The sequence below is a fragment of the Streptomyces sp. NPDC013157 genome (genome assembly GCF_042899865.1).
In the GTDB taxonomy this organism is placed as follows: domain Bacteria; phylum Actinomycetota; class Actinomycetes; order Streptomycetales; family Streptomycetaceae; genus Streptomyces.
Window position 1 is genome coordinate 189,555 of record NZ_JBIBAK010000003.1, and the last position, 23,308, is coordinate 212,862.

15 protein-coding genes and 4 pseudogenes are annotated in these 23,308 nt (G+C 69.4%); 17 read left to right on the plus strand and 2 right to left on the minus strand.

Annotated elements, in window-relative coordinates:
- Positions 1-40 precede the first annotated feature (40 nt).
- Positions 41-124: pseudogene (locus ACFY6U_RS10965) on the plus strand (IS5/IS1182 family transposase); the annotation flags it as partial.
- On the opposite strand, the pseudogene ACFY6U_RS10970 reads toward ACFY6U_RS10965, so the two are convergent.
- Positions 121-312: pseudogene (locus ACFY6U_RS10970) on the minus strand (IS5/IS1182 family transposase); the annotation flags it as partial. The pseudogenes ACFY6U_RS10965 and ACFY6U_RS10970 sit on opposite strands and share 4 nt — an antisense overlap.
- Between ACFY6U_RS10970 and ACFY6U_RS10975 the strand changes: the two are divergent.
- On the plus strand, positions 247-453 hold the full coding sequence (locus ACFY6U_RS10975; protein WP_390037614.1) for an aldehyde dehydrogenase family protein: 207 nt from the start codon (positions 247-249) through the stop codon (positions 451-453). The pseudogene ACFY6U_RS10970 and the gene ACFY6U_RS10975 overlap by 66 nt on opposite strands.
- Positions 454-788: 335 nt before the next feature.
- The gene (locus ACFY6U_RS10980) at positions 789-1,226 is read left to right on the plus strand and encodes a DUF6273 domain-containing protein (RefSeq protein ID WP_390036869.1); all 438 of its coding nucleotides are present in this window, start codon (positions 789-791) and stop codon (positions 1,224-1,226) included.
- A gap of 20 nt (positions 1,227-1,246) precedes the next feature.
- Here the strand turns inward: ACFY6U_RS10980 and ACFY6U_RS10985 are convergent, their stop codons facing one another.
- Positions 1,247-2,638, minus strand: coding sequence for a hypothetical protein (locus tag ACFY6U_RS10985; RefSeq protein WP_390036871.1), 1,392 nt, complete (start codon positions 2,636-2,638; stop codon positions 1,247-1,249).
- 390 nt (positions 2,639-3,028) lie between these two features.
- On the opposite strand from ACFY6U_RS10985, the gene ACFY6U_RS10990 reads away from it, so the two are divergent.
- The 14 genes and pseudogenes from ACFY6U_RS10990 (at position 3,029) to ACFY6U_RS11055 (ending at position 23,287) form a co-directional block, all read left to right on the plus strand.
- A complete protein-coding gene (locus ACFY6U_RS10990; RefSeq protein ID WP_390036873.1) occupies positions 3,029-4,420 on the plus strand; it encodes a hypothetical protein in 1,392 nt (463 codons plus the stop codon).
- A gap of 272 nt (positions 4,421-4,692) precedes the next feature.
- A pseudogene (locus tag ACFY6U_RS10995) lies at positions 4,693-4,914 on the plus strand (SDR family NAD(P)-dependent oxidoreductase); the annotation flags it as partial.
- Between the two features lie 49 nt (positions 4,915-4,963).
- Positions 4,964-5,479, plus strand: a complete 516-nt coding sequence (locus ACFY6U_RS11000; RefSeq protein ID WP_390036875.1) for an SDR family NAD(P)-dependent oxidoreductase — start codon at positions 4,964-4,966, stop codon at positions 5,477-5,479.
- Positions 5,480-5,556: 77 nt separating this feature from the next.
- Positions 5,557-6,318, plus strand: a complete 762-nt coding sequence (locus ACFY6U_RS11005; RefSeq protein WP_390036877.1) for a maleylpyruvate isomerase family mycothiol-dependent enzyme — start codon at positions 5,557-5,559, stop codon at positions 6,316-6,318.
- Between the two features lie 88 nt (positions 6,319-6,406).
- Positions 6,407-6,697 (plus strand): hypothetical protein, encoded by a 291-nt coding sequence (locus tag ACFY6U_RS11010; protein WP_390036878.1) that lies wholly within the window; start codon positions 6,407-6,409, stop codon positions 6,695-6,697.
- 1,181 nt (positions 6,698-7,878) lie between these two features.
- Positions 7,879-9,465, plus strand: a complete 1,587-nt coding sequence (locus ACFY6U_RS11015) for an arabinofuranosidase catalytic domain-containing protein (RefSeq protein ID WP_390036880.1) — start codon at positions 7,879-7,881, stop codon at positions 9,463-9,465.
- An 82-nt stretch (positions 9,466-9,547) separates the two neighbouring features.
- Entirely contained in the window at positions 9,548-12,004 is a 2,457-nt protein-coding gene (locus ACFY6U_RS11020) for an RICIN domain-containing protein (protein ID WP_390036882.1), read from the plus strand.
- A gap of 75 nt (positions 12,005-12,079) precedes the next feature.
- A pseudogene (locus ACFY6U_RS11025) lies at positions 12,080-13,555 on the plus strand (endo-1,4-beta-xylanase); the annotation flags it as partial.
- A 349-nt stretch (positions 13,556-13,904) separates the two neighbouring features.
- Positions 13,905-15,332: an arabinofuranosidase catalytic domain-containing protein gene (locus ACFY6U_RS11030; protein WP_390037616.1), complete on the plus strand. Its 1,428-nt coding sequence runs from the start codon at positions 13,905-13,907 to the stop codon at positions 15,330-15,332.
- Positions 15,333-15,374: 42 nt separating this feature from the next.
- A complete protein-coding gene (locus ACFY6U_RS11035; protein WP_390036884.1) occupies positions 15,375-17,027 on the plus strand; it encodes a glycoside hydrolase family 27 protein in 1,653 nt (550 codons plus the stop codon).
- 116 nt (positions 17,028-17,143) lie between these two features.
- Entirely contained in the window at positions 17,144-18,625 is a 1,482-nt protein-coding gene (locus ACFY6U_RS11040; RefSeq protein WP_390036886.1) for an arabinofuranosidase catalytic domain-containing protein, read from the plus strand.
- Between the two features lie 56 nt (positions 18,626-18,681).
- Positions 18,682-20,514: an RICIN domain-containing protein gene (locus ACFY6U_RS11045; protein ID WP_390036887.1), complete on the plus strand. Its 1,833-nt coding sequence runs from the start codon at positions 18,682-18,684 to the stop codon at positions 20,512-20,514.
- A gap of 48 nt (positions 20,515-20,562) precedes the next feature.
- Positions 20,563-22,971, plus strand: a complete 2,409-nt coding sequence (locus tag ACFY6U_RS11050) for a ricin-type beta-trefoil lectin domain protein (RefSeq protein WP_390036889.1) — start codon at positions 20,563-20,565, stop codon at positions 22,969-22,971.
- A gap of 58 nt (positions 22,972-23,029) precedes the next feature.
- Positions 23,030-23,287: a hypothetical protein gene (locus ACFY6U_RS11055; RefSeq protein ID WP_390036890.1), complete on the plus strand. Its 258-nt coding sequence runs from the start codon at positions 23,030-23,032 to the stop codon at positions 23,285-23,287.
- Positions 23,288-23,308: the final 21 nt, after the last annotated feature.

Sequence of the window (23,308 nt, forward strand, 5' to 3'; positions counted from 1 at the left end):
CACCCGTGAGTTGCCCGACGAGATCGGCTTCGACGCCCAGATCGCCTGCAAGGGCATGCCCGCCCCGATCCAGATCGGCAAGAGGTGGGTGGTGGAGCGGACCAACTCGTGGATGAACGGCTTCGCATCGCGCCAGGTGGGGGCGTTCGCGCCGGTGAGGCGTCGGGTCATGACGTGGGTCATCGCCCAGTAGACGCGGGAAGCGGAGGAGGAGGGGCGGTGCTCGTAGTCGCGGACCAGGCGCCGGTGCAGTGTCAGGATCCCGTAGGTCTGCTCGACCCTCCACCGCTTCGGCTGCGGCACGGACCCCTTGACGTCGTCACCGGATACGGCGACGAAGCCGGCGCCGCGCTGCCCGCCCACCCGGGCATCCGCACGATGAGCTTCACCGGCTCGCCCGCCACCGGCACCGCCGTCATGGAGGCCTGCGCCCGCAACCTCATCCCCCTGTAACGGGAGCTGGGCGGCAAGTCCGCGCAGCTCGTGCTGCCCGACGCGGACCTGGACCGGGCCGTACCGGCGCCGAACTCATGCGGACGTTCCGCCCGGGCGCGGAAGAACTGCGCATCGGCTGGCTCCTGTCCGGGAGCTGATGCGCCGGGCACCCGGCCCCGCGCAGAACACGGCGGGGTCGGGCCGGTCTCGGCCCGCCCGGAAACATCACCTGAGCGCTCCACGGGCACAGGGGTGTCCCGAGGACGCCGTCCCCGGTGGTCCGGGAGCGGACGGCGTGCTCCGGCTGCAGCCGGCGGTGCCCCGCGGAGAGGCCGTCGTGACGGCCTCTCGGTATGACCCGCCCGCGGCCGCTCTCCTTCGGCGGACGCGAGTGGATCGTGTTCGCGAAGAAGGACGACCGTGAGCTGGTCGTCGCCAAGGACGACCTCACCGACGCCGCGTACAACAGCGCGTACAACCCGACCACGGGCCAGGCGCTCTGCACCACCTGGGAGAACAGCGAACTCCGTTCCTACCTGAACGGCTCGTTCTACGACACCTTCAGCGCCGACGACCAGTCGCAGATGATCAGCACCCGGATCGGCAACTCGCCGAACACCGACTACAAGACGCTGGCCGGGAGTGACACGACGGACGACATCTTCCTGCTGTCACAGCAGGAGTACGAGACCTACATCGGCTCCGACCAGACGCTGGTCAGCGCCCTGAAGCATCTGGTGGAACGAGCCCACTCGTCCGTCGGTTCCGTCCCCGACTCTGCACGCCCATGACGCGTCCGTGCCGAACAGCCTCAGCCCAGGGACTTCACCAGGCGTTCGATGCGGGCGGCGACCTTCTCGGCCGTGCCCTCGACGTAGAAGCCGTCGCGGGCCTCGTAGGTGTAGTGGTCGTAGTTCCAGCGGTCGGGCATGTTCTTGGCGCCGCCCTCGAACATCGACATGACGAACGTGCTGGGGAAGTGGGAGGCCTTGCGAATGGCCGTGGCGGTGCTGGTGGACAGCTCCGGCTCCACGCCGGCGAAGACGCCCTTGCCCACCTGGAAGACCCAGAGCGGGATGTCGACGCCGGTGGTCGGAGTGTAGGTCGCGGACTCGACCGGACCGGTGGGGCGGTCCGTGGTCATCTGGGTGGCGGTGACGGAGTCGGTCAGGAGGCGGACGGAGACGTTCTTGCCGCTCTCGTAGCGGGTGATGGCCTGGGCGACCCGCACGATCTCGTTGCCGAGACGCTCGCTCTGCGCGGTCAGCAGCGCGAACCCGGCATCCTGGAGGTCGACGCCGTACGTCCACCCCTTGTCCTTGTCGATGGTGTACCGCTTGGATCGATAGGCGGGGAACTGGTCACCGCAGGCGCCGACCAGCCAGAACCCGATCGCTCCGGAGTACTGCGCCTCCACATGGGCCATCGCCGCGCCGGCGAGGTCGGCGGTGATCGGCAGGTTGCCGTCGGCCGTCTTGGAGTCCTGCATGACACAGGACTGCACGTTGTAGTTGGTGAGCACGGCGATCGGGTTGCCGCCGAGGTCGTCGAAGCGGGCCACGTACACGCCGTCGTCCGATTCGCCCTGCTCGTTGACGCCGAGCCAGTAGCCGTCCGCGGTGAGGACGTTGCGGTTGACGTTGACGTCGGCGGAACCGGAGCCGTAACCGACCTGGGCGTCCTGCAGGTTCTTGACGGCGGCGGCGACCGCGGTCCTGGTCGCGTCCGCGATCCCCTGCACGTAGGCGGCGGCTCCGGCCGACGAGGTGCTGTCGGCGACGTGCGGTGCGGAGAAGCAGTGCGTCACCGTGACCATGATGTCGGCGGAGGCGATCCCGGTGGCTGCCGTGATGGCCGTGCGCATCAGCGCGATCGCCTCCGCGCTGATCGAGGTCAGGTCCAGCACGGCCAGCGCGAAGCTGCGCGATCCGGACTCCACCAACAGCACGCGGACGTACAGGTCGTCGTGGACCGAGGTGAAGGTGTCCAGCGGAAGGACGGAGGCAGCCGGCGTGAACGCCGCCTTGCCCGCGCCGACTTTCAGCGTGCTCGGCGCCTTGTCGGCGGCCCCGGCCGGGGCGGCGACACCCACGACCGCCGCGGCCGCCGCCGCAGCGACCGCCGTCGTCGCCACGAAGGTGCGGCGGCTCACGTCGACCGCAGAGCCGGAAACCTCGATCTCACTGGCCTGTCCCTCAAGCATTGCAAACCTCCACAAGAAAAGTGGGTCGCGCGCCGTGATTTTCGCTGCCCGCGCACGGTGAACGTCACACCGCCAGCAGCGCCGTAACACTGACGAAGCATCACATCGGTTCAGGAAGGCAGCAATTCGCGGGCTGCAAACTGAGGTTTCATACGGTGCGTGTTGACGGTGAACAGTGCGGCGAGGACTCTTCTGGCCGCAGGACGGGAAATTCGAGATCCGATGATCAACACCCCTGGCGAATCACACGGATCTCACAGGCAATTCATCAGCGGTATTTCACAGCACTTTCATCGGTCAGGGCCAGTTGTGTGCCAGAAATGCGGTGGACCATGACCCTGACTACGCCTTGGCCACCGATCATCACATCCGAGTCGCAAGGAGTCAGTCTTGACAAGCAGGCGTGCATTTATCGCGGGATCCGTCGGAACGGGACTCGCGGTCGTCGGCGGTGCGGCCTTCCAGGCGTCCGCGGCCGGCGACCGGAACACGCCGGCCGCCGGCGGTTCGGGCCACGTCCGGAGCGTCACCGCGATCACCGAGGTGTACGGGGACGGGCAGAAGTTCGTGGCGGTGGCGCTGGAGTACGGCCACGACGTCGTCGACCGTCACCTGACCACGTCCACCTTCACCGTCAGCGGCCGCACGGTCACCGACGTGTACGCCAACCGCGCAGCCGAGCGGGCGCCGCGCGGCGAGAACGGCCGGTTCGTGGTCGTCGAGCTGTCTCCCGACGACTCGGGCGCCGCCCTCTGGTCCACCGGTGGGGGTGGTGGAGGCGGCACGCCTCCCGGCTCCCCCGCCCCGACGGCCACCCCGACGGCCACCCCTTCGGCGAGCGCTTCGGCGGGCGCGGCGGCGAGCGGCCCGACCATCCTCACGCCGTCGGCCACCGTGACGCAGGCCGGAACCGTCTACACCACCGCCGGCCGACGTTACGAACCCGACGGAACCGCGCTGACCACCGACCGAGTGGTCAACCCCGTGGTGGACGACTTCGTCCAGCGCACCTTCGCCGATCCGGTGACCGGCGAGAGCCTGCCCTACAACCTCTTCGTCCCGCGCGACTACAACCCGCACAAGAAGTACCCGCTGGTGCTGTTCGTGCACGACGCCAGCGTCGTCGGAGCCCCCGTGCTCGGACCACTGGTCCAGGGCCTGGGCGCGGTCTGCTGGGCGACGCCCGAGGACCAGGCCAGGCACGAGTGCTTCGTCCTGGCCCCGCAGTACCCGTCCGTGGTCGTCGAGGACGACTACAACCCGACGGCCCTGTTCGACACCACCATCAACCTGGTCGAGCACCTGACCGATGCCTACAGCATCGACCCCAAGCGCCGCTACACCACCGGCCAGTCCATGGGCGCGATGATGTCGCTGGGCTTCGGCATCCGCTACACCGACGTGTTCGCGGCCCTGTACATCGTGGCCGGCCAGTGGCCCGCGGCACAGGCCACGCCTCTGGCCTCGAAGAAGATGTGGGTCCACGTCTCGCAGGGTGACGCCAAGGCATTTCCCGGCGAGAACGCCATCATGCAGGTCGTCGAGGCGGAAGGTACCAAGATCGCCACCGCGGCCGGCTGGGACGCCCAGTTCACCCAGGCCGAGTACGCCGCCGCCGTCCGAGCGATCGAGGCCCAGAAGGCACCGGTGCAGTACACCACCTACCTCGCGGGAACCGTCAGCGGAGCGGGTGCCGACGCCGGCGCCGAACACACGGGGACCTGGCGCTATGCGTACACCGTTCCCGGAATTCGGGACTGGGTCTTCCGGCAGTCGCTGTAGGAGGCGCTGTCGCCGCAAAGGATGCCGGCGGTCCGTGCCCCTCGATATCGCCCGGGGCACGGACCGCCCGTTCCGTCCGGAGCGGGATTTCCCGCAATCGGCGGCCCACCGTCGCATGATGGCGATTCCAGCCCGTCGTCTGTTTCGCCACCGTGTACACGACCCCGTCCCCAATGACGCAGTCCGGCGTATTTCCAGAGCGACATCGGCGAATTCGCGCCATGATTGGCGCGACGGGGCCGGCCGGCCCCGCCCCGATGACGATGACGTCCATGAGCACTCCGTACGGGCCGTGGGCCGTCGTCGCCTGCGGATCCGACGGCGTCGGTTCCGCCTTCGCGCACAAGATCGCTGCCCGGGGCCCGGACGTCGTGCTCGTGGCCCGCCGCGTCCCCGTGCTGGAGGCGTCGGCTGCCGGGATCCGCGAGAAGTACGGTGTCCGGGTGCGCACGGTCGCACTCGATCTCAGCGTCCCGGACGCCGCCGCGGACCTCGTCAAAGCCACCTCCGGTCTTGAGATCGGACTCTTCGTCTTCAACGCGGGTGCCGACGACGCCGGCCCCGTTCCTGCACTGGAACGTCGAGACCCACGCCTCCCTGATCCGGCGCAACTGCAGCGCGGTGATGGAGACGGCCCACCACTTCGGCGCCCCCATGACGGCGCGGGGAAACGGCGGACTGATCCTGGTGACGTCGGGCGCGGCCTGGGCGGGCGGCGCGACACTGTCCGTCTACGGAGCGACGAAGGCGTTCGACCTCCTCCTGGCCGAGAGTCTGTGGGCGGAGTGGCACGAAGCGGGCGTACACGTCCTCGGCCTGGTGCTCGGCCGCACCGACACCCCTTCCCTGCGACGGACGTTGAAAGGCAAGGATGGGGCGTCCCTCGGCGAGCTCGCCGACCCGAACGACGTGGCGGAAGCGGCACTGGAGCACCTGGCCCACGGTCCGGTCTGGATCTACGGCAGCGCCGACCCAACCGGCGCCTCACCACTGGGCATGTTGAGCCGCCGTGACGCCGTACTGCTGAGGAGTCGGTCCTGGTCGGCCAAGTCCAGCTGAGAGACCACCCGACTCCCGCAGCTGACGGCCTGGAAATTAGGGTGCGGTCGGCTGAACTGAGGTGATAGGCACGAGATGTGACAGAGCGTCTTGAGTATTCCTCCCTGCTGCAACTGATCGACGAGCGGTCGGCCGCGTTCCGGAGTGCGGTTGCCGCCGCGCCCAGCATTGACGCGCCGGTGCCGTCCTGCCCCGAGTGGACGTTGTTCGATCTGGTGCAGCACCTGGGTACGGGCCAGCGCTGGTGGGCCGCGATCGTCGCCGCGGGCCCGGCCGAGGCTCCGCCGGCCAAGGATGCCGCAGAGGTGCCGCGCGAGCTCGAGGCGCTGCCGGCCTGGTACGCCGAGTCGAACGAGCTGCTGCTGAGTGCGCTGCGCGAGGCCGGCCCGGAGCGCGCGTGCTGGGCGTGGTGGGGCGCCGGCGTGTCGCCGGCGAATGCCTGGGGCGTTGCCCGGCGCCGGGTGCACGAGGTGCTGGTGCACACCTACGACGCCCAGCTCGCCGCAGGCGCCGTGCAGCCGATGCCGGCGGACGTCGCGATCGACGGCGTGGCCGAGTTTCTCGACACCTGCAACTCCACCCCGGCGGCCTGGCCGCACGAGGCCGCCACCATCCACTACCACGCCACCGAGGGCCGCTCCTGGCTCCTCGCGCTGGACGGCACCGGCGCCTGGCCCGCACCCCTGACGGATGACGTCGCGCCCGCCTCCGCTTCGGCCACGGGCACGGCCGAGCAGCTGCTCCTCTTCGTCTGGGGCCGCCTCACGCTGAGGGACCTGAAGATCGAGGGCGACCAGCAGGTGTTCGAGCAGCTGATCGCCTGGGAGCCCGAGGAGTAGCCAGTCAACACCGCCAGCGGACGGCCTCGACCCACGCGCGCCGGCCCTGCCTTACTGGGAAACCCTCGTCGCACTGGCCGACGCGCTCGTGGCCGCTTCCCACGACCAGTACCGCGGGCGGGGAGACGTGCGGCGGCGGACCACCCCCGCGCCCGGCGGGTTGAGCGACAAGGGCACCAAGGGCGAACGGGCCCGCAGGGTTCCGGTCCACGTGCACGTCCTGCGCAGGGTCGCCGTCCACTGGTCACTGACCACCACCCAGCGCTACCTGCAGCCGGACGTACACAAGACGACCGCCGCCGGACCAGCACTCTCCGCGCACTTCAGCGTGCTTCGGGCGCCCCGTTCCCTGCCTGGCCTGATCGTCATGGCCCACTGACCCCGGTCAAGGGCGCTGGTCCCCAACTGGTCCCCGGGAATGATCAAAGGCCGGTTTCGGATCGCTCCGAAACCGGCCATGACCTGCGACTGCCTCCAGTCGGGACGACAGGATGTGAACCTGCGACGCCTTGACCCCCAAGTTGGGTGGTCCGTGAGCGGCGTGCGACGGGTCGTTCTTCGAGGTCAGTGTTCAGCGTACTCGGCCGAGTAAAGGAGTCCGTGTTATCAGATATGCAGGTATACCGAAACAGTTGTCGGTCCGGCTGCCGACGGCCTGGCCGCGCCCCGCATCGGCACCGTCGGCGTGGCGGACGTGGTCGACGGAGTCGTGACAGCCGTGACCGGGCGGCCGGTTCGCGTCTTTCGAGTCTTCGCAGGTACTTCGCCCTGGGCTGTGCGGCGCGAGGGTGATGAGTCAGCCGCAGTGAGCCGCGCGAACGGTGGCGCAGCCGGCCCCGACGACTCGCCGGGCATGGTGCCCGACGCCCCCCTTGCTCCCAGCGGCACCCCCGCAGTCGGCCTGCGCACTGTGACGGGCCAGGGCGGGTGAAGGACGCGGAGCGCCCCCGTGCCGTGAGTCCGCGCGAACGGCACCCGGCCTCCGGAGCGGCATACATTCCAGATCTCGCGAAGTACCGGGGGAATTCAGCGAATCGGTTCGACGTAAGCGCTTCGACGGGAGGTCACGACCGGTGATGCGTGGGCCGATGGCATGCCGCGCGGCGAGTGCGGCGCCGACGTGACGGTCGACGTCCGACCGCTTCGGCCGGTGTCCCGCCAGCCGGCGCTCGGTGGCCCGTCTGCCGGGCTGTATCCCCTGTTCAACGGCATGATGGTGGGTCGGCCGAGCGATCCGGGCTAGGGCGCCGGGCACATCCGCGACCGCTTCATCGCCCGAGCGACAGGCGGCCACACCGTCGTACCGCTGCTGCCACACCGCAACTTTTCGAGCACGCAGAGAGCTTGCGCACCGCGGGAATCAGCAGTCGAATCGATTCCGCAACAGGGTTCGCAGCAGGGGGCTCCACACCCGTGACAGCCCCGCGAAACCGGGAGCACCGTCTCCCCCCGAAACCTCTCCGCAATCCCACTGCACCACGGCACGCTCAAGCGCTTCGGCATGTGTCAGCGCCGCCACCACGACCCGAGCGGGTTGCGCCGGCACGGTAGGGAGATCAGATGGGAACCACACGTACAACACGCCACCTGTCGTCCGGGCGTGGTGGCGTCGCGCGGTTACTCGCGACGGTACGACACCGTGGCGGGCCCGGGAACGCGCCGTCCCAGGCGCACGTTCCTTCGCCGGCCCGCTCCCGGTGGAAGTCGTTCGCCCGGGCGGGGGCCGCGGCCGCGCTCGTCGCGGGAGCTCTGGCCGGCGCCACCGCCACGGCCGGCACGGCCCGAGCCGCCACGTCCGGACCCTGCGACATCTATGCGACAGGCGGGACGCCCTGCGTGGCGGCGCACAGCACCACGCGAGCCCTGTACGCCTCGTACAACGGGCCGCTCTACCAGGTCCGCCGTGCCTCGGACAACACCACCCGCAACATCGGCGTCCTGAGCGCGGGCGGGTACGCCGACGCCGCCGCCCAGGACTCGTTCTGCTCGGGGACGACCTGCCTGATCACGATCATCTACGACCAGTCGGGCCGTGGGAACAACCTCACCCAGGCACCCGGCGGCGGCGCGGCGGGCGGCCCCGACAACCTCGCGAACGCGACCGCCGCACCCACCACGGTGGGCGGCCACAAGGCGTACGGCGTCTTCGTGGCACCCGGCACGGGCTACCGCAACAACCACACCAACGGCATCGCCACCGGGGACAACGCCGAGGGCATGTACGCGATCCTCGACGGCACGCACTACAACGGCGGCTGCTGCTTCGACTACGGCAACGCCGAGACGGACAGCAACGACGACGGCAACGGCACCATGGAGGCCATCTACTTCGGCAACATCAAGGTCTGGGGCTACGGCAGCGGCAACGGTCCATGGATCATGGCCGACCTGGAGAACGGCCTCTTCTCCGGGGTCAATCAGCGCTACAACGCGGGCGATCCGACCATCAACCACCGCTACACGACCGCCATCATCAAGGGCGGGGCGAACCACTGGGCGATCCGCGGCGGCAACGCGCAGTCCGGTGGCCTGTCCACCTTCTACGACGGTCCGCGTCCGAACGTCGCCGGCTACAACCCGATGCGCAAGCAGGGGGCCATCATCCTGGGCACCGGCGGCGACAACAGCAAGGGCGCCCAAGGCACCTTCTACGAAGGTGTGATGACCTCCGGATACCCGTCGGACGCCACCGAGAACGCCGTCCAGGCCAACATCACCGCGGCCGGATACAGCAACTCGTCCGGCGGGACGGGCACCGGCGCGCTGCACGCGGTCGGCGCCGGCAAGTGCCTGGACGTGCCCAACTCGTCGACCACGGCCGGCACGCAGCTGCAGATCTGGGACTGCAGCGGCGGGGCCAACCAGACCTGGACCCGCACGTCCTCGGGGCAACTCACGGTGTACAGCGGCAGCAGCCAGATGTGCCTGGACGCGTACAACAACCAGACGTCCGCCGGTACCAAGGTGGTGACCTGGCCGTGCAACGGCGGCGCCAACCAGCAATGGCAGGTGAACGCCGACGGCACCGTCACCGGCACCCAGTCCGGGCTCTGCCTCGACGTCACCGGCGCATCCACGGCCAACGGCGCCCTGGCGGAACTCTGGCCGTGCAACGGCGGGTCCAACCAGCAATGGAGCCTCAACTGACCTGATCTGACCGGCTCCGGCCCGTGGCCGGGCACACCGCCGACCACGGGCCACCCGCCACCAGACGCGCCACCACCGGAGGATGACCATGCTCAGAGCCGGAGCGCTCCGCGGCCTGTGGGCCGCCCCCACAGCTCTGCTCGCCCTGCTCGCCGGCAGTCCGGCCACCGCCGGGGTCGCGTATGCGGTTCCGGTGGAACGCCAGGCCGCGTCCGCCGACCTGTACGTGGCGCCGAATGCGGCTCCCGGCGGAAACGGCACCGCCGAGCAGCCGTTCGCCACCATCGATCAGGCAGAGCAGCCCGCGCACCGGCTCTCGGCCGACTCGGACGTCGTCGTCCACCTGGCCGGTGGCACCTACCTGCTGACCAAGCCACTTGCCTTCGGCTCCGGCGACGGCGGCCAGAACGGCCACACCATCACCTACCAGGCCATGTCCGGGCAGCAGCCGGTCGTGACCGGCGCCCAGCAAATAGCGAATTGGCATGTACATGATCATACGAAGAACATCTGGTCGGTCCACGTAGGCCCCGGCGTGAACACGCGCCAGCTGTACGTGAACGGCAGGGAAGCACCGCGAGCGGCGATCCAGGTGCCCCGCTCCGCCTTCACCTTCACCCAGACCGGCCTGACCGTCACCGACTCCTCCCTCGACTACCTGGCCGGCCTCTCGGACCAGAACCACATGGAAGTCGAGAGCCTCAACTCCTTCACCGACCGCTATGCGCCGGTCCAGTCGATCAGCGGCAGGACCGTCACCATGCGGCAGCCCGCGTGGAACAACAACTCCTGGGGCTACGACACCATCAACGCGCCGTTCGCCGGCGGGACGATGTACCTGGAGAACAACTACGCGTTCCTGCAGCAGTCCGGACAGTGGTACCTCGACTCGTCCACCGGTGACCTGTACTACCGGGCCCAGCCGGGGCAGAACCCGAACAGCCTCGACGTCGAACTGCCCCGGCTGCAGAACCTGCTCGGCATCAGCGGCAGCTACGGCTCACCGGCCGCCGGTCTGGGCTTCAGCGGCATCCGGTTCACGGGAACCTCCTGGCTCGGACCCAGCGGACCCGACGGCTACGCGGACCAGCAGAGCGGCGCACACATCACCGGCGCCTACGCGATGCCCGCCAACTGGCTGAGCACCTGCAAGTCGGGATGCACACAGTTCGAGGCCACCCGCAACCACTGGGCGCAGATGCCCGCGGCCGTCCAGGTCTCCGCCGCCACCGGCATCACGTTCCTGGGCGACACGTTCTCCGAACTGGGACAGGCCGGACTGGGCGTGGGCAACGACGCCGTCGCCACGGCCTCCGGCACCGGACTCGGCGCGAACGGCGTCACCATCACCGGCAACACGTTCACCGACACCGCCGGCAGCGGCATCCAGGTCGGCGGGATCCAGCCGGACGCGCACCACCCCGGCAACCCGCAGATGACCAACCAGAACATCACCATCAGCAACAACAAGGTCAGCGGGGTCGGCACCGACTACAAGGAGACCGCTGCCATCCTGTCCACCTACGTCACCAACGCCACCATCACCCACAACCAGTGCGACCACCTGCCCTACGACGGCATCGACATCGGCTGGGGCTGGGGCGCCAACGACCCGGGCGGCAGCCAGGACTACGTCAACCGGGGCACGTACAACTACCAGCCCGTGTACGGCACCCCCACGACGCTGAAGAACAACACCGTCACCCACAACCTGATCTTCGACACCAAGAACGCGATGTTCGACGGCGGCAGCATCTACAACCTGTCCGCGAACCCCGGCTCGGTGATCTCCGACAACTACATGTACGACAACCACCGCACCACCGCGCTGTACCTCGACGAGGGCTCCCGGTATCTGAGGGTGTCGAACAACGTGGTGCAGGACGCCGGCAACTGGGCGCTCACCAACGCCAACGCGAACAACCACACCGACGACAGCACGTTCTCCGGCAACTGGTACAACGGCGGCAACACGTACGTGGCCACCGGGCCGCCGCACAACAACGTCCTGACCGGCAACGTCCAGGTCAGCGGCACCAGTTGGCCGCAGGGCGCGCAGCAGGTCATCCAACAGGCGGGCGTCCAGTCCTCGGGCGGCGGTGGCGGCTTCCCCACCGGCTCCCACCAGCTGGTGATCGGCAGCGACAGCCTGTGCCTGGACGTGTACGGCAACTCCGGCAGCGCGGGCGCCGCGATCGACCAGTGGACGTGCAACGGGCAGGGCAACCAGCAGTTCCGGTTCGTGCCGGCCTCCGGAGGTCACGGGCAGCTGCAGGCGCAGAACTCGGGCCTGGTGGTGGGGGTTTCGGGCAGCCTCACGGCCGCCGGGACGCCGGACATCGTGCAGCAGGCGTCGAGCGGGGCGACCGGCGCCCTGTGGCTGCCGGTACGGCAGTCCGACGGCTCGTACTCCTTCCAGAACCAGAGCAGCGGCCTGTGCCTGGACGTCTACGGCGGCGGCGGCAACCTCGGCCAACAGCTTGACCAATGGCCCTGCAAGAACACGGCCGGCAGCAACCAGGACTTCACGCCGCGCTGACCCGACTCGACTCTCGGCACCGACTCGTGGTCGGTGTCTCAGCTCCCCCCCCACCCACAAGGAGATTGATTCATCATGTCCTGGCTCAACGAAGGGCCCCGTCTGCGCACGGTCCTGGTCCTGGCCGCCGGACTGACGACCGGCACGGCTCTGGCCCTGGCCGGCCCGGCGAGCCCCGCCGCCCACGCGGCCTCCGGCACGCTGGGCGCGGCAGCGGCCGACAGCGGCCGCTACTTCGGCACGGCCGTGCCCGCCGCCAAGCTCGGCGACTCGACGTACTCCACGATTCTCGACCGGGAATTCAACATGATCACCCCGGAGAACGAGATGAAGTGGGACACCACCGAACCGTCCCGCGGCAACTTCAACTTCGGGCCCGGCGACCAGATCGTCGGCCACGCCGCCGCGCACGGACAGAGGATGCGCGGGCACACCCTCGTCTGGCACTCCCAACTCCCGTCCTGGGTCAGCTCCATCAGGGACGCGAACACCCTGCGCGGCGTGATGGACAACCACATCACCACCGAGATGAACCACTTCAAGGGCAAGATCTACGCCTGGGACGTGGTCAACGAGGCGTTCGCCGACAACGGCAGCGGCCAGCACCGCAGTTCGGTGTTCCAGGACGTGCTGGGCAACGGCTTCATCGAGGAGGCGTTCCGCACCGCGCGGACGGCCGACCCGGCGGCCAAGCTCTGCTACAACGACTACAACATCGAGAACTGGAGCGACGCCAAGACCCAGGGCGTCTACAACATGGTGCGCGACTTCAAGTCACGTGGCGTGCCCATCGACTGCGTCGGCTTCCAGTCCCACTTCGGCACCGGCGGTCCGCCCGCGAGCTTCCAGACCACGCTGTCGAACTTCGCCGCGCTCGGCGTCGACGTACAGATCACCGAGCTGGACATCGCCCAGGCGTCACCGACGGCATACTCCAACACCGTCAAGGCATGCATGAACGTCGCGCGTTGCACCGGCATCACCGTGTGGGGCATCCGGGACAGCGACTCCTGGCGCAGCGGCGAGAACCCGCTGCTGTTCGACAACAACGGCAACAAGAAGCCCGCCTACGACGCGGTCCTGTCCGCGCTGGGCGGCGGCGGTTCGGGGAACCCGGGCGGCGACATCGTCTCGGGCCAGGTGTACCAGGTGAGCGCGGCCTCCGCGGGGCGGGTGCTGGACGTGCCCAGCGGGCAGACCGGGAACGGCACGCCGGTGCAGGTCTGGGACGCCAACGGGAGCGCCGCGAACCAGCAGTGGCGGGCGAACCAGAACAGCGACGGCTCGTACACGCTGACCAACATCGCCAGTGGGCGGGTGCTGGACGAGCCCGGTGGCCAGACCGGCAACGGCACGCGGATGACGATCTGGGACAACAACGGCGGCGCGAACCAGCACTGGCGGGCGAGCCGGAACGGCGACGGTTCCTACACCCTGACCAATGCCGCTTCCGGCCGGGCGCTGGAGGTCCCCGCGGGGCAGAACGCCAACGGGAGCCCCGTCCAGATCTGGGACTCCAACGGCGGTGCCAACCAGCACTGGAACTTCAGGTGAGGCGACCGGCACCCAACGCTCGCGCCTGATCCCCCGACGAACGCCGCGTCCGGCACTCCGGTCATCGCCGGACGCGGCTTTCGGCTGCCCTCAGACTGACCTGACCAGGCAAAACATGGGATGGATCGCGCCCGAAAGGGCTCGGAGACTTCTATTGACAGGGTCATGTCCCTGTGGGATCACTATGCGACATGGGATGTCTGAGGGCTCCCTGTGCGTGCACGGCACTCTCCGTCCCCTCCCTCCCCCGCATATCCGAGGACACAGAATGCAGCCTCCATCCGCTCCGCACCGCAGCCCCGCGGCTCGTGCCTCGCGCTTACCGGCTGCGGCCGCCGTATCCGTGCTGGCGCTGCTGGCCATGCTCCTGGCGACCGCGCCGACCTGGTCGGCGCCGACGTCCGCGGCAGCCCTGGTGAGTTCGGCGTCGAGGCGGTGCCTGGACGTCAAGGGCAACGTCGACACGCCGGGCACGGGTCTGGAGATCTGGGACTGCAACGGCCAGACCAACCAGGCGTTCGAGTTCACGGCGGCGGGCGAGCTCAGGACGATGAACGGCACCCGGTGCGTGGACGCCTACGACACCCGGACGGCTCCCGGAGCCCCGGTGGTCATCCGGGGGTGCGACGGGCGGGCGACCCAGGTCTGGCGACAGAACTCCGACGGGTCCGTCACCGGAGTCGCCTCCGGATTCTGCCTGGACGTGAGCGGGGCGGGAACGGCCGACGGCACCGCGGTCATCCTGTGGACCTGCAACGGCCAGAGCAACCAGAAGTGGACCACGTCGACGCCTCCGCCTCCGACCGGTGGGACGGGCCCGTGCGACATCTACGCCGCGGGCGGTACGCCGTGCGTGGCCGCGCACAGCACCGTGCGGGCGCTCTACGGTTCGTACAACGGCTCGCTGTACCAGGTCAGGCGCGCCTCGGACAACGCCACCAGGGACATCGGCGTCCTGGCGTCGGGCGGCTTCGCCGACGCGGCGGCGCAGGACGCGTTCTGCGCGGGCACCTCGTGCGTGATCACGGTCGTCCGCGACCAGTCCGGACACGGCAACGACCTGTGGTACCAGGGATCGGCCCAGGTTCCGGGGTCGAGTCAGAGCAGTCCCGCGAAGGCGACGTCCGAATCGCTGACGGCCGGCGGCAGCAAGGCGTACTCGCTGTACATCAACCCCGGCAACAGCTACTGGCGGGACGGCCATCTGACGGGCGTGCCGACCGGTGCCGCACCCGAAGGGGCGTACATGGTGACCAGCGGCACCCACGTCAACAACGGCTGCTGCTTCGACTACGGCAACAGCGAGACGACCAGGAAGGCCGACGCCGCCGGGGCGATGGACGCGATCAACTTCGGCACCCAGTGCTGGTTCGGCGGCTGTTCGGGCAGCGGCCCCTGGGTGCAGGCCGATCTCGAATGGGGCCTGTACCCCGGCGGCAGCCAGTCCTGGAACCCCGACCAGCGGGCGTTTTCGAGCAAGTTCGTCACCGCGATGCTGAAGAACAACGGCACGTCGAGGTTCTCCCTCAAGGGCGGGAACGCCCAGTCCGGCGCCCTGACCACCCTCTGGGACGGCGGGTTGCCCGGCGGATACAGCCCCATGAAGAAACAAGGGGCCATCGTGCTGGGCAGCGGCGGCGACTGCTGCAAGCCCGGCGGCGGCGCCAACCTGAGCGCCGGCACCTTCTACGAGGGAGCCATGGTCGCCGGCTACCCCTCCGACGCGACCGACAACGCGGTGCAGGCCGACATCACCGCCGCCGGCTACCGCTGACCCGCATCCAGCTCCCCAACTCGCCTCAGGAGTCGATGACTTATGCCCACGAGCACTGTGAGAGCCAGGCGTCCCCGGTCGCTGCCCCCGCTACGTTCCCTGCGCAGAACCCTCGCGCTCGCCTTCTCGGCCGTGCTGCTCACCGCGACCGCCCCCCTCCTCTCCCTCGGCACGGCGCAGCCCGCCGCCGCACTCGGAAACGGGCTGGCGCCGACCCCGCAGATGGGCTTCAACGACTGGAACGCGTACGGCTGCAACGTCTCCGAGTCGCTGATCAAGTCCACCGCCCAGGCGATGCACACCAACGGCATGCAGGCGGCCGGCTATGCGTACGTCAACATCGACGACTGCTGGATGACCCACAACCGGGACTCCGGCGGCCATCTGGTGCCGGACCCGGCGAAGTTCCCCGACGGCATCAAGGGCACCGCGGACTACGTGCACTCGCTGGGGCTGAAGCTGGGGATCTACGAGGACGCGGGCACCGCGACCTGTGCGGGATACCCGGGCAGCCTGGGCCACGAGACCACGGACGCGCAGTCGTTCGCGGCGTGGGGCGTGGACTACCTGAAGTACGACAACTGCAACAACACCGGTGTGCCGGCGCGGACCCGGTACACCGCGATGCGGGACGCCCTGGCGGCCACCGGACGGCCGATCCTGTACAGCCTGTGCAACTGGGGCCAGGAGAACGTGTGGACCTGGGGCGCGGACGTGGGCAACAGCTGGCGCACCACCGGGGACATCAGCCCGAGCTTCTCCAGCATGCTGTCGATCTTCCACAGCACCGTGGGACTGGCCTCCTACGCGGGCCCCGGCCACTGGAACGACCCGGACATGCTGGAGGTGGGCAACGGCTCGATGACGGCCACCGAGAACCGCAGCGAGTTCAGTCTCTGGGCGGAGATGGCCGCACCCCTCATCGCGGGCACCAACATCCCCTCGGCCAGTGCCTCCACCCTGTCCGTCCTGACCAACTCCCGGGTGATCGCGGTCGACCAGGACCCCCTCGGCAGGCAAGGGACCATGGTGTCCTCCTCGGGCGGCCTGGACGTGCTGGCCAAGCCGCTGGCCAACGGGGACGTGTCGGTGGCACTGTTCAACGAGACGGGCTCCACGGCGGCCATCACCACCACCGCGGCAGCGGTCGGGAAGACCGGGGCGTCCGCCTACACCCTCACCGACCTGTGGTCGGGCGCGTCCTCGACCACCTCCGGCACCATCAGCGCCTCGGTACCGGCGCACGGCACGGTCATGTACCGGGTCGCGGGCGGCACCAGCGGTGGCGGCGGCACCAGCGTGACCGGCGCGCTGCACGCGGTGGGGGCGGGCAAGTGCCTGGACGTGCCGAACTCCACCACGACCGCGGGCACCCAGGTGGAGATCTGGAGCTGCAACGGCGGCGCCAACCAGACCTGGACGCACACCACCACCGACCAGCTCACCGTCTACCCCGGCAGCGGCCAACTGTGCCTGGACGCCTACGACAACCAGACCACACCGGGGACGAAGGTGGAGATCTGGCCCTGCAACGGCCAGCGCAACCAGCAGTGGACGCTGAACTCCGACGGCACGATCACCGGCGCCCAGTCCGGCCTGTGCCTGGACGTCACCGGCGGGGCCACGGCTGACGGAACCCTCGCCCAGCTGTGGACCTGCAACGGCGGCAGCGGCCAGCGGTGGACGCTGGGATGACCCCGTCCTCCCCGCGGCCACCGGCAGCTTCGGTGCCGCCGTACGGCGGCACCGCCACAGAGGAGGTCTCCTTGCCCGGCTCAGCAACCGATCGCCGACGAAGGCGATTCCCGGCCGTGCTCCTGATCGCCCTGGCGATGGCCCTGGCCGCGCTCGGGACACCCTCGTTCGCCACCTCCGCGCGGACCGGCACACCTGCCGGCGTCCACGCGCCCGTGCCCGCGGCGGACGCGTCGCTTCCGTGCGACCTCTACGCGGCGGGCGGCACGCCGTGCGTGACGGCGCACGCCACCACCAGGGCACTCTTCGCGGCGTACCACGGGCCGCTGTACCAGATCCAGCGGTCCTCCGACCACAGCTACCGCGACATCGGAGTGCTCGCCGCGGGCGGGTACGCCGACGGCGCCTCCCAGGTGTCGTTCTGCGCGGGCACGTCGTGCACGATCACGAAGATCTACGACCAGACCGCCAGGCACAACGACCTGCCGATCTCCTGGGGCGGCTACTGGAAGGGCCCGGGTCCGAACGGATCCGACGTCGGGGCGGACGCCATGGCCCTGCCGGTGACCGCGGCCGGTCACCAGGTGTTCGGTGTCAAGGTCACCCCGGGCGTCGGCTACCGGCTCGACCACGCGAGCGGCGTGCCCACCGGCTCCCAGCCCGAGGGCATCTACATGGTGACCTCGTCGAACTACACCAGCCAGTGGTGCTGCTTCGACTACGGCAGTGGCGAGAACTCCCACACGGACACCGGCAACGCCACCATGAACGCCATCTACTGGGGCACCGCCTGCTGGTTCGGCGGCTGCACGGGCAGCGGCCCTTGGGTTGAGGCCGACCTGGAGAACGGCATGTTCCACACCAACACCGGCTCCAACAAGGACCCGAACAACCCCGGTGTGCACTATCCGTTCGTCAGCGCGTGGCTGAAGAACAACGGCACCAGCAACTTCACCCTCAAATACGGCAACGGCACGAGCGGCGGCCTGACCACCACGTTCTCCGGCCCCCTGCCGAACGGCTACTCGCCGATGAAGGTCGACAGTTCGGTCCTGCTCGGCACCGGGGGCGACAACAGTCCCAACGGCGTGGGCGAGTTCTTCGAAGGCGCGATCACGGCCGGCTATCCGTCCGACGCCACCGAGAACGCGGTCCAGGCCGCCATCACCGCCGCCGACTACGGGTCGGGAAGCGGTAGCGGCACGACAGGTGCCGTGCACGCGGTGGGTGCGGCCAAGTGTCTCGACGTGCCGGGCGCATCCACGACGGCGGGTACGCAGCCGCAGATCTGGGACTGCAGCGGCGCGGTGAACCAGACGTGGACCGCGACCGCGTCCCACCAGCTCACCGTGTACTCCGGCAGCAGCCAACTGTGCCTGGACGCTTCCGACAACGGCACCAGTCCGGGCACGAAGGTCATCACCTGGCCCTGCAACGGCCAGACCAACCAGCAGTGGTACCTCAACGCCAACGGCACCGTCACCAGCGCCCAGTCCGGCCTGTGTCTGGACGTGACCGGCGCCGCCACCGCCAACGGCAGCCTCGTACAGCTGTGGACCTGCAACGGCGGATCCAACCAGAAGTGGTCGCTGAGCTGACCCGACGAATCGCTGTATCGCTGTCTCGCTGAACCGCCGGCCCATAGGAGGTCCGTATGAGGACGCGAGCGAGGGGCCGCCGTGTGCTGCTCGCCGTCGGAGTCGTGTTGGCGTTCGTGCTGCAGTTGCTGTCGGCGGCCGGGAGCCGTGCCGCCGCGGGCGAGGCTCTGAGCGTGAACCTGGCGTCGACGCGAGGCCCGTCGACCGGTGTGGGTGAAGGGTTTCTCTACGGCTTCACCCAGGACGGCAGCCAACCCGTGGACCAGTTCATCCAGCCGCTGGGGATCAACGCGTTCCGCGGCGGGGGCTGGTTCTCCGGCGGCTGGATCAAGGACAACTACCAGTACGGGGCGGCCAGTCGGGCCGACGTCGACGCGATCATCGCGCAGGCGAAACGGCTCACCCGGCCGCCGTACCACGCGCAGTACCAGGTGCTCGTCAGTGACATCTACGGCGCGAACGGCGGCCAGCCGTCCAACACGACATACCCGTGCGACAACGGCAACTGCGCGAACTGGATCAGCTTCATCGACTCCACCGTGGGAGCGCTCCAAGCGTCGGGGCTGAAGTTCTCCTACGACATCTGGAACGAGCCCGACATCTCCTACTTCTGGACCCGCGGTGTCAACAGCGCCCAGTACTTCCAGATGTGGGACACCGCCTACCGGGAGATCCGGCGCATCGCCCCCGGTGCGCAGATCGTGGGACCGTCCCTCGCGTTCACCCCGCAGCGCAACCCGAGTGAGTGGCAGACCTGGCTCGCGCACGTGAAGGCAGCCGGGACGGTGCCGGACATGATCACCAACCACGACGAGGGCGACGTCGACGACCCCGTCACCGTCGCGCAGGCACTCAACAGTTCCCTCAGCGCGGCAGGTATCGGTCCGCGGCCGCTGTCCGCCAACGAGTACCAGCCCGCCGACCGGCAGACCGCCGGGGTGACCGCGTGGTACCTGGCACGGTTCGCACAGTCCGGGTACGCCAACGCGATGCGCGGCAACTGGGTGTGCTGCGTCGCCCCCAACCTGACGGGAGTCCTGACCCAGAGTGGCGGCAGCTGGCAGCCCACGGGCAACTGGTGGGCGCTTCGGGACTACGCCGACATGACCGGCACCCTCGTCGACACCTCCGGCCAGGTCGGCTCGACGGCCATCGCGGCCTCCGAGGACTCCGCCGCCGGGCGCGCGGTGGCCGTCATCGGCGACTCCAACGGCTACACCGGCGCCGCGTCCGTGACCTTCGGCGGACTGTCGTCCGTCCCCTGGCTGACGAACGCCGGCAGCGTCCACGTCACCGTGCACCGCATCCCGGACCAGGCGCCGCTGGGTGCGCCGCAGACCGTGTACGACCAGAACCTGAGCGCCTCGGACGGCTCGGTCACCGTGCCGTTCGCGTTCCAGGGCTCGCACGACGCGTTCGCCGTCTATCTCACCCCGGCATCGTCCGACGGCGGGGGCTTCCCGGACGGCTACCACCAACTCGTGGTCGCAAGCGACCAGTTGTGCCTTGACGTGTACGGCAACTCCGGCACCGCGGGCGCCGCGATCGATCAGTGGACCTGCAACGGGCAGGGCAACCAGCAGTTCCAGTTCGTGCCGGCCTCGGGCGGTTACGGCGAACTGCGCGCCCAGAGCTCCGGCCAGGACGTGGCGGTCGCCGGCAGCTCCACGGCGGCAGGCACCCCGGACATCGTCCAGCAGGCCCCCGGCACGGCGGCGGCCGCCCTCTGGCTGCCCGTGCGCCAGTCCGACGGCACCTACGCCTTCCAGAACCGCAACAGCGGTCTGTGCCTGGACGTCTACGGCGCCGCCGGCAACGCCGGACAACAGCTCGACCAGTGGCAGTGCAAGAACGCGCCGGGCACCAACCAGGACTTCGCGGTCCGCTGATACCGCACCGGGCGCGGACCCCACCGACCTGCGAAAGGAACTCCCACCGTGTCAGCATTCAGACGGCTGTTACGGCGCCTGCGCGCCTCGACGGCCGTGCTCGCGGGCCTCGTCCTGGCCGCCGGCGGCCTCGTCGGCACGGCCGCCGCTACGGCCCATGCCGCCACCTCCATCACCGTCAACGGCGCGTCCGGCGGACGGACCTTCGACGGCGTCGGCGCGATCAGTGGCGGAGGCGGCAACAGCAGACTCCTGATCGACTATCCCGAGCCCCGGCGCGGCCAGATCCTCGACTACCTCTTCCGGCCCGGCTACGGAGCCTCCCTGCAGATCCTCAAGGCCGAGATCGGCGGAGACACCAACTCCACCTCGGGAGCCGAGCCCAGTCACCAGCACACCCGCTCCGACCTGAACTGCGACCGCGGTTACGAATGGTGGCTGATGGAGCAGGCCAAGGCCCGCAACCCGAACATCAAGCTGTACGGCCTCGCCTGGGGCGCCCCCGGCTGGATCGGCGGCGGGAACTTCTGGTCCACCGACATGATCAACTACCTGGTCTCATGGCTGGGTTGCGCCAAGCAGCACGGCCTCACCATCGACTACCTCGGCGGCTGGAACGAGCGCGGCTACAACATCTCCTGGTACGAGCAACTGCGCAGCGCGCTCAACTCCAACGGCTACGGCAGCGTCAAGATCGTAGCGGCCGACTCGGACTGGTCCGTGGCGGGCGACGTCGACTCCGACCCGGCGTTCGCCGCAGCGGTGAACGTCATCGGCACGCACTACCCCTGCGGCTACCGTTCCTCCCAGTCCAACTGCTCGGTGCCGTCGGCCGCCACGTCGTCCGGCAAACCGCTGTGGGCGAGCGAGAACGGCTCGGACGACTACAACGCGGGAGCGCCGGCCATGGCCCGCGGTATCAACCGCGGATACATCGACGGCCGGATGACCGCGTATCTCAACTGGCCGGTGATCGCGGCGATCACGCCCAACCTGCCGTATCCCACCATGGGCCTCGCCCTGGCCTCGCAGCCGTGGTCCGGCCACTACACGATCGGCAAGAACACCTGGGTGATGGCGCACACCAGTCAGTTCACGGCCCCGGGCTGGAAGTACCTCGACGCCTCCAGCGGCTACATCGGCGGCAACCGGAACAACGGCAGCTACGTCTCGCTGAAGTCCCCGAACAACTCCGACTACTCCACGGTCATCGAGACCATGGACGCCGGCAGCGCCCAGACGCTGAACTTCGACGTCACCGGAGGGCTGTCCACCGCAGCCGTCCATGTCTGGTCGACCGACGTCAACTCCGGCAACCCGGCCGACTACTTCGTGCACACCACGGACATCACCCCGTCCGGCGGCGGCTTCAGCCTGACGGTGCAGCCCCATCACGTCTACACCCTGACCACCACGACCGGCCAGGGCAAGGGCACCGCCACCGGCCCCGCCCAGGGCACGATGAGCATGCCGTACAGCGACTCCTTCGACGGCTACGCCACCGGCACCGAGGCGAAGTACCTCATGGACTGGCAGGGCGCCTTCGAGGTGGCGGCCTGCGGCGGCGGCCGCAGCGGCAAGTGCGTGCGCCAGATGAGCCCGCAGAAACCGATCACCTGGGACGCGCTGTCCGACCCGCACGCCTTGCTCGGTGACACCGGGTGGAGCAACTACACCGTCTCGTCCGACGTGCTGCTGGAACAGCCGGGATACGCCGAGCTGATAGGGCGCGCAGGCGGGCAGGACTACAGCAGCACCGGAGGACTGAACGCCTACCACCTGCGGGTCAGCGACACCGGAGCCTGGTCGATCCTGAACTCCGGCACCAACGGCAACGTCTCCGCCCTCGCCCACGGCAATACCGCGGCGCTGGGCACCAACCGGTGGCACACCCTGGCGCTGACCTTCTCCGGCACCACCCTCACCGCCGTCGTCGACGGTTCCACGGTCGGTTCCGTCAGCGACCGCACCTGGGCCGGCGGTCAGGCGGGCTACGCGACCAGTCAGGGCGAGACGGCACAGTTCGACAACCTGTCCCTCACCCCCGGCAGCGGCGGACCCGGCGGCGGCACGACCGCCGCGATCGTCGGGGCCGCCTCCGGCCGGTGCGTGGACGTGCCGAACCAGTCGCAGACGTCCGGCACCCAGGTGGAGCTGTGGGACTGCAACGGCGGCAGCAACCAGCAGTGGACGAGCACCTCGGCCGGTGAACTACGGGTCTACGGCAACGCCTGCCTGGACGCCTCGGGCGGCGGCACCGGCCCCGGCACCAAGGTCGACATCTGGACCTGTGACGGCGGCAGCAACCAGAAGTGGACGCTCAACGCCGACGGAACGGTCGCCGGTGCCCAGTCCGGCCTGTGCCTGGACGCCACCGGCGCGGGAACGGCCAACGGCACCCTGCTGGAGCTGTGGACCTGCAGCGGCGGCAGCAACCAGAAGTGGGCGCGCAACTGATCCGGTGACCGCCGAGATCCGAGACCACCCACCCCGTCAATGACGCCGAGAGGCCCGCATGACTTCCTCCCCCCTTCCGATCAGCCGGCGCCGGCTGCTGGCGGCGACCGGCGCGGCCACGGCCCTCGGCCTGCTGCGGTTCGCCCCCGAGGCCGCCGCGACCGACGGCAGCGGCAGCGGCAGCGGCAGCGGCAGCGGCAGCGGCAGCGGCAGCGGCAGCGGCAGCGGCAGCGGCAGCACCACGGTGGGCTCGACCACGGTGATGTGGACGCCGAACTCCAGCACCAACAACGCATGGACCATCACCGGCGTGTGAACCGCCCCGGCGACCGACGTC

Excerpts from the sequence above, each read along its gene's own strand:
- ACFY6U_RS11015 (WP_390036880.1), top strand. The coding sequence starts at position 7,879 with ATGGGAACCACACGTACAACACGCCACCTGTCGTCCGGGCGTGGTGGC.
- ACFY6U_RS11055 (WP_390036890.1), top strand. The coding sequence starts at position 23,030 with ATGACTTCCTCCCCCCTTCCGATCAGCCGGCGCCGGCTGCTGGCGGCG.
- ACFY6U_RS11020 (WP_390036882.1), top strand. The coding sequence starts at position 9,548 with ATGACCATGCTCAGAGCCGGAGCGCTCCGCGGCCTGTGGGCCGCCCCC.
- ACFY6U_RS11045 (WP_390036887.1), top strand. The coding sequence starts at position 18,682 with ATGAGGACGCGAGCGAGGGGCCGCCGTGTGCTGCTCGCCGTCGGAGTC.
- ACFY6U_RS10985 (WP_390036871.1), bottom strand. The coding sequence starts at position 2,638 with ATGCTTGAGGGACAGGCCAGTGAGATCGAGGTTTCCGGCTCTGCGGTC.
- ACFY6U_RS11035 (WP_390036884.1), top strand. The coding sequence starts at position 15,375 with ATGCCCACGAGCACTGTGAGAGCCAGGCGTCCCCGGTCGCTGCCCCCG.
- ACFY6U_RS10980 (WP_390036869.1), top strand. The coding sequence starts at position 789 with ATGACCCGCCCGCGGCCGCTCTCCTTCGGCGGACGCGAGTGGATCGTG.